The organism is Novosphingobium sp. B 225, from assembly GCF_002198665.1.
Classification (GTDB): Bacteria; Pseudomonadota; Alphaproteobacteria; order Sphingomonadales; family Sphingomonadaceae; genus Novosphingobium.
This window is the reverse complement of sequence record NZ_MWLM01000056.1, coordinates 86635-93077: the sequence shown is the minus strand read 5'-3', so window position 1 is coordinate 93077 and position 6443 is coordinate 86635. Positions and strand designations below refer to the sequence as shown.

At 62.5% G+C, this 6443-nt stretch carries 6 protein-coding genes and 1 pseudogene; 5 read left to right on the top strand and 2 right to left on the bottom strand.

Going from position 1 to position 6443, the window contains the following annotated elements:
- The 5 genes and pseudogenes from MNBBLIKP_RS18060 to MNBBLIKP_RS10265 form a co-directional block, all read left to right on the top strand.
- Positions 1-226: pseudogene (locus tag MNBBLIKP_RS18060) on the top strand (tRNA (N(6)-L-threonylcarbamoyladenosine(37)-C(2))-methylthiotransferase MtaB); the annotation flags it as partial.
- On the top strand, positions 223-1161 hold the full coding sequence (ftsY, locus tag MNBBLIKP_RS10280; RefSeq protein ID WP_088310134.1) for a signal recognition particle-docking protein FtsY: 939 nt from the start codon (positions 223-225) through the stop codon (positions 1159-1161). The pseudogene MNBBLIKP_RS18060 and the gene ftsY, both read left to right, overlap by 4 nt.
- Positions 1161-1814 carry an inner membrane-spanning protein YciB gene (locus MNBBLIKP_RS10275; RefSeq protein WP_088310132.1) on the top strand — a complete coding sequence of 218 codons (654 nt, stop codon included), beginning with the start codon at positions 1161-1163 and terminating at the stop codon, positions 1812-1814. Before ftsY ends, MNBBLIKP_RS10275 begins: the two co-directional genes overlap by 1 nt.
- Before the next feature lie 114 nt (positions 1815-1928).
- On the top strand, positions 1929-2507 hold the full coding sequence (locus MNBBLIKP_RS10270) for a urate hydroxylase PuuD (protein WP_088310130.1): 579 nt from the start codon (positions 1929-1931) through the stop codon (positions 2505-2507).
- An 87-nt stretch (positions 2508-2594) separates the two neighbouring features.
- Positions 2595-3734, top strand: a complete 1140-nt coding sequence (locus tag MNBBLIKP_RS10265) for a pyridoxal phosphate-dependent aminotransferase (RefSeq protein ID WP_088310128.1) — start codon at positions 2595-2597, stop codon at positions 3732-3734.
- 219 nt (positions 3735-3953) lie between these two features.
- On the opposite strand, the gene MNBBLIKP_RS10260 is transcribed toward MNBBLIKP_RS10265, so the two are convergent.
- Positions 3954-4355, bottom strand: coding sequence for a hypothetical protein (locus MNBBLIKP_RS10260; protein WP_088310126.1), 402 nt, complete (start codon positions 4353-4355; stop codon positions 3954-3956).
- 29 nt (positions 4356-4384) lie between these two features.
- The gene (locus tag MNBBLIKP_RS10255; protein WP_088310124.1) at positions 4385-6334 is read right to left on the bottom strand and encodes a potassium transporter Kup; all 1950 of its coding nucleotides are present in this window, start codon (positions 6332-6334) and stop codon (positions 4385-4387) included.
- Positions 6335-6443: the final 109 nt, after the last annotated feature.

Sequence of the window (6443 nt, the reverse complement as noted above, 5' to 3'; positions counted from 1 at the left end):
CCCCGCAACGATCCGCACCCGCGCCGCCGAACTGCGCGGCGCGGCGGCAGAGGTGCGCGGCGCATGGCTTCAGACACTTGTCGGCAAGCCACAACAGGTGCTTGCGGAGCGCGACGGGACCGGCCATGCGGAAAACTTCGCGCGGGTACAATTGCCGCCCCAGACCATTGCCGGAACCATCGTGACCCACACCCCGACCCGACTTGAAGCAGGACTGCTGGCATGAGCCCAAGTGACACTTCTGGCTCGAGCTGGACCGACCGCCTGTTTGGCGGCTTTCGCAAGACCTCCGAACGGCTGACCGAAAACCTCGCCGGGATCGTCAGCAAGACCCGGCTGGACGACGCTCAGCTTGACGGACTTGAAGACGCGCTGATCCTGTCCGATCTCGGCCCGCGCGCCGCCGCGCGGATCCGTGAGCGGCTGAGCGATGACCGGTTCGATCGTGGCGCGGATGAAGCCGCGATCAAGCAGGCGGTCGCCGATGAAGTTGCTGCGATCCTGCGTCCGGTCGCCAAGCCGCTCGATATCGTGGCCTTTCCGCGTCCGCAGGTGGTGCTGGTGATCGGGGTCAACGGATCGGGCAAGACCACTACCATCGCCAAGCTGGCACACCTGTTCCAGGAACAGGACTATTCGGTGATGCTGGTCGCGGGTGATACCTTTCGCGCCGCGGCGATCGGGCAGCTGGCAGTCTGGGCCGAGCGGCTGGGCGTGCCGATTATCAAGGGCCCCGAAGGCGGCGATCCGTCTGCCGTGGTGTTCGACGGGGTCAAGGCCGCGACCGAGGCGGGAACCGACGTGCTGATCGTCGATACCGCCGGGCGGCTCCAGAACAAGCGCGAGCTGATGGACGAACTGGCCAAGATCCGCCGCGTCCTCGGCCGCCTCAATGTCGCGGCGCCGCACGATGTGGTGCTGGTGCTGGATGCCACCAATGGCCAGAATGCGCTGCAACAGATCGAGATTTTCAAGGAGGTGGCCGGGGTGACCGGACTTGTCATGACCAAGCTTGATGGCACCGCGCGCGGCGGGGTGCTGGTTGCAGCGGCAGAGCAATACGGGCTGCCGATCCATGCCATCGGCGTCGGCGAAAAGATCGACGATCTGCGCCCGTTCGACCCCGATCTGGTTGCGCGTGTGATTGCGGGAGTGGCCTGATGACCGAGACTGCGCCCCCGCCCAGCAAACCCGCCACCGGCTGGCTCAACCTGGTGGTCGATTACGCTCCGATCCTGGTGTTCTTCCTGGTTTATCGGCACTATTCCCCCAGCGATCACAACAACTCCGTGGCCGAGGTCATGGCGGTGATCCGCAGCACAATTGCCTTCATGGTCGCGGCTGTGGCGGCGCTGGTGGTCTCGCGCTGGCGGCTGGGGCGGATTTCGCCGATGCTGTGGCTGACCACGGTGCTGATCGTCGGGTTCGGCGCGCTGACCATTGCGCTGCGCGATCCGGTGTGGATCCAGCGCAAGCCGACCGCGATCTACCTGATGTTCGCCGCGGTGCTGCTGTTTGGCGTCAGCCGGGGCAAAGCCTATCTCAAGCTGCTACTCGAAGCCGCGTTTGAAGGGCTTAACGACGCGGGCTGGCTGAAACTGTCGCGCAACTGGGCCTGGTTCTTCATCTTCCTTGCGGCCCTGAACGAAGGCCTGCGCCATTACCTGTCGTTCGGAGACTGGATCGCGGCCAAGCTGTGGCTGTTCATGCCGCTGTCGTTCCTGTTCACCTTCGCCCAGCTGCCGATGATGCTGCGCCACGGGCTGGCGCAAGAGGCCGAGGCAGAGGTGCTGGCCGATCCCCCGCATGAGTAAGAATTGTTCGCAAAAGGGTTTGGCAAGACCGCGAAAAGGCGCATAATGCGCCGCGTGGCCCCTGCCTGGGGCCGTGGGACCATTCGATAACAACGCTTCAATAAGGGGGAAGCAATGGCCAAGTTCTTCGGAAATCTGCATCTGGTGCTCGCGGTCGGCCTGGCCGCGGCGATCGGCGTAATGATCTGTTACGGCGGCGTCGTGCCGGTCGATCTCAACAATGTCACCCACTGGCTGCACACTTTCTTCGGCATCCTGTGGATCGGGCTGCTCTATTACCTGAACTTCGTACAGGTGCCGACCATGCCGTCGATTCCGGCCGATCAGAAGGGTGCGATCACCGGGCATATTGCTCCCAAGGTGTTCTTCTTCTTCCGCTATTCCGCACTGCTCACTGTGGTCACCGGCCTGATTATCGCCTTTGCTGCCGGTTACGGCCATCAGGCGATGACGTTCAGCGGCGAACGCCAGGTCAACATGATTGGCCTTGGCATGTGGCTGGCGCTGATCATGGCCTTCAACGTATGGTTCATCATCTGGCCGGCCCAGAAGAAGATCCTCAACCTGGGCGCGACCGAAGCTTCGGCCGAGGAAAAGGCCGCAGCTGCGCCGCGCGCGCTCTATGCCAGCCGCACCAACCTGCTGCTGTCGCTGCCGATGCTCTATTGCATGGTCAGCGCCAACCTCAGCTAAGCGGTCTGCCATTGGCTTTGAAAGGCGCGGTGCCCCAGGCGGGCGCCGCGCTTTTCTTTTGGGCGCAGCGCGGTTAGTCCCTGCGCCATGACTGCCCAGATTGAACCCTTCCACGCCATCGCCGTTTCGGGCCTCGCCCACCGCCTCAAGGCTGAAGGGCGCTCGATCATCCACATGGAATTCGGTCAGCCCAGCACCGGCGCCCCAGCTGCCGCGATTGCCGAGGCGCACCGCGTGCTCGATGCCGATCCGATGGGCTATTGGGAAAGCCCCGCGCTCAAGGCCCGGATCGTCCAGCTCTATGCCGAGCGGCATGGAGTTGAGATCAGCCCGGCGCAAGTAATCCTCACCTGCGGGGCCTCACCCGGACTGGTGCTGGCACTCAACATGAGCTTCGATCCCGGCGCGCGAGTGGCGATTGCCCGGCCCGGCTACGTTGCGTACCGCAACAACCTGCGCGCGCTGCATATGCAGCCGGTGGAGCTGCCCTGCGGCGCGGCGGAGCGGTTCCAGTTGACCGCCAAGGCCCTCGCCGCGCTGGACCCGGCACCGCAGGGCGTGATCCTGGCCAGCCCGGCCAACCCGACCGGCACGATCATCCCGCGCGAAGAACTCGCCGCGATTGCGCAGGTCTGCCGGACCCGCGGGATCACCATGATCTCTGACGAGATCTACCACGGCATCGCCTATGGCCAGCCGACCCCGTCGATGCTGGAGGTGATGCCCGAGGCACTGGTGGTCAACAGCTTCTCCAAATACTTCAGCATGGCCGGGTGGCGGCTGGGCTGGCTGGTGGTGCCCAAGGACGGGATCGATGCCGCCCGTGCACGGATGGGCAATCTGTTCCTGACCCCGCCCAGTCTGGCCCAGCACGCTGCCGCCGTGGCGATGGACTGCACCGGGGAACTTGAAGCCAATATCCAGACCTATGCCCGCAACCGCGATCTGCTGCTGGCCGCGCTGCCCGGCATGGGTCTGGGCAAATTCGCCCCGCCCGACGGCGCGTTCTATATCTATGCCGACGTGTCGGACTTTACCGATGACAGCATGGAATTCTGCCAGCAATTGCTGCGCGATACCGGGGTGGCCACCGCGCCGGGGATCGATTTCGATCCGGTTGACGGGCGGTACTTCATGCGGATCAGCTTTGCCGTTTCAACACCCGAAGTAGAAGAGGCGATCAGCCGGATCGGGCCGTGGTTTGCGGGCCGAAACCGGCGGAGGTAAGCGCCGGACAAAGCGGACAACAAGGTTACACCCTGTCACCCTGCAAAAATTAGAATTTATGACGCAATTACAAATACTTTTGCGCCCAAAAGGGTCCAAAAGGTGACAGAATCGGCGTTTTTGGGAAAAAAACGCCCAAAACGCGGTGCAGCGACGTTCACGATTTCAAAGAGCAGCGCGAATCATAGCAAATCCGGGCGGTGTAGGAAAATCGTCCGTTCAGTCGCTGCGCACCGCATTGCTGGCCATAGTCACCGCCATGAACAGCAACGCCCAGGACCAGCCCAGGAAACCCAGCGGAGTAATGCCGGTTTTGGCCGCAAAGGCCGGGCAGACCCAGATCGCAAAGACCAGCACAATCCACCCCACGGGACTGCGGCCAACCATTCCTGACAGTTTGATCCCATCGTCCGCTCCATCGGGACCAGACATCGTTTCCAGCATCGGTCCCGACCGGTCGGGATCCAGCATTGCCGCCGTCCAGATCATCGCCGCCGCGATCCCCTGCGTCCCGGCCAGCGTACCCATCCAGCCGGTTAGCCCCAGCTTGACCGCATAGCTTGCGAACAGGCTGCACCAGACCATGTAGAGCCCCAGCCCGGCCACCGGCAGGCGCAGCATCCGCGCGAAGCGGGCATACCAGCCCAGCGTCAGATCTCAACCTGACTGCCCAATTCAACCACGCGGTTGGTGGGCAGGCGGAAGAATTCCATCGCACTGGCGGCGTTGCGCAGCATCCACGCGAACAGCTTTTCGCGCCAGATCGCCATGCCCGGCTTGGCCGAGGCGATCAGGGTCTGGCGGCTGAGGAAGAAGCTGGTCTTCATCATTTCAAACGGACCGCCGCACATATCGGCGCGCTGCAGGGCTGCGGGCACATCGGTTTCTTCAAGGAAACCGTATTTCAGCGAGATCCGGAAAAAGCCCTGCCCCAGGTCCTTGACCGTGCAGCGCTTGTCATCATCGACATAGGGCACGTCCTGGATCGCCACGGTCAGGATCACCACGCGTTCGTGCAGCACCTTGTTGTGCTTGATATTGTGGAGCAGCGCAGATGGCACGCCCGAAGCCGTGCTGGCCATGAAGATTGCGGTCCCCGGCACACGAGTGGCGCTGGAATGTGCGCTTTTGGCGAACACTTCCATCGGGATTGCCCCTTCGGTCATCGACTGGCGCATCAGGCTGCGGCCGCGTGACCAGGTGGTCAGCAAGGTGAAAATTGCCCCGGCGATCATCAGCGGCACCCAGCCGCCATCGGGCACCTTGATCAGGTTCGCGCCGAGGTAGGTAATATCGACCAGGAAGAACAGCGCGATCAGCGGCACCGCCTTCCACATCGGCCACTTCCACAGACTGAACAGCACGACCGAAAGCAGGATCGTATCGATCGTCACTGCCCCGGTCACCGCGATGCCATAGGCTGCGGCCAGATTGCTGGATGAACGGAAGAACAGCACCAGCAGGATCACTGCAATCATCAGCGCCCAGTTGATCACCGGGATATAGATCTGCCCCGCCGCCGAGGCACTGGTATGTTTGATGCTAACGCGCGGAATGAAGCCCAGCTGCACCGCCATCTGCGTTAGCGAGAATGCGCCCGAAATCACCGCCTGGCTGGCAATGATCGTGGCAAGCAGCGCCAGGATCACCACGGGAATGCGCACGGCATCCGGGATCATCAGGAAGAACGGATCCTTGATCAGTTCAGCCGCCCGTTCGGGGCTGGCGCTCATCACCATGGCGCCCTGGCCCATATAGTTGAGCAACAGGCACGGCAGCACGAAAGTCATCCAGCTGAGCCCGATCGGCTTGCGCCCGAAATGCCCCATATCGGCGTAGAGTGCCTCTGCCCCGGTAATCGCCAGAACCACGCTGCCCATCGCGATGAACGCGCGAAACCCATCAGTCAGAAAGAAATGGACCGCGTTGAGCGGGTTGAGCATCTGCAACATCACGCTGGGCATCGATGTGATGTGCATGATCCCCAATGCGGCCAGGGTCAGGAAATAGAGGATCATGATCGGCCCGAACAGCATTCCGACCTTTTCCGTGCCGCGCGATTGGATCGCGAACAGACCGACCAGAATCACCAGCGCGATCGGCACGATATAGGGATCAAACCCATTGCTGACGTAGTTGAGCCCTTCGGTTGCGGAAAGCACCGACATCGCCGGGGTAATCATCGAATCGCCATAGAACAGCGCGGTGGCAAAGACCCCCAGCAGCACGATCGGCGCGGTCCATTTCGCGCCTTCGGTCTTGCGGTTGATCAGCGCGAGCAGCGCCAGGCTGCCGCCTTCACCCTTGTTGTCGGCCTTCATGATGGTCAGGACGTATTTGAACGTCACCACGATCATCATTGACCAGAACACCAGGCTGAGCACACCCAGAATGTGCAACGGATCGGCGTCGATCCGGTGATGCCCGGCAAAGGTTTCGCGGAACGCATAGATCGGGCTGGTCCCGATATCGCCAAACACCACGCCGATCGCCCCAATTGCCAAGGCACCCACGCTGCCATTGTGGTGGCCGTGTCCTTCGGCGGGATCAGTGCCATTGGCCGCTGGATCGGCGGCGCCTTCTGCAACAGCTTGGTTCATGCGAAACAGCGCCCCTGAATCACGACCGGGATTCCCGCAGGATCAGCCCGGCCAACCGCCCGCGCTTAGCAGTGCCGGATTGGGGCGGCAAACCGATTCAACAGTGCAA